Origin of the sequence: Staphylococcus gallinarum, assembly GCF_000875895.1 — a bacterium.
GTDB lineage: Bacteria > Bacillota > Bacilli > Staphylococcales > Staphylococcaceae > Staphylococcus > Staphylococcus gallinarum.
This window is the reverse complement of record NZ_JXCF01000184.1, coordinates 1-241: the sequence shown is the minus strand read 5'-3', so window position 1 is coordinate 241 and position 241 is coordinate 1. Positions and strand designations below refer to the sequence as shown.

The 241-nt window shown below is 32.0% G+C and carries 1 pseudogene; it reads left to right on the top strand.

What is annotated here, in order from left to right:
• A pseudogene (locus SH09_RS17565) lies at positions 1-241 on the top strand (MobV family relaxase); the annotation flags it as partial.

Sequence of the window (241 nt, the reverse complement as noted above, 5' to 3'; positions counted from 1 at the left end):
TTAAGTCTGGTAAAGCGTTGAATGAGCTTAAAAATGAAAATAGTAAGCTTAGAGAAGAAAACAAGGATATGTCTGAAACTTTAGCAAGAGCAAATGAGTTTATAAAAGACCTCAAAAAACCCCTTGATAATGCGCTTGATGTTATTAAAGTTATTAGAGAGATTTTTGAGAAGTTAGAGCAAGTTCTTGGTAGAAATAAATACCAGCATTTGATGAATGATGTAAGTAGAGATAATGGTCG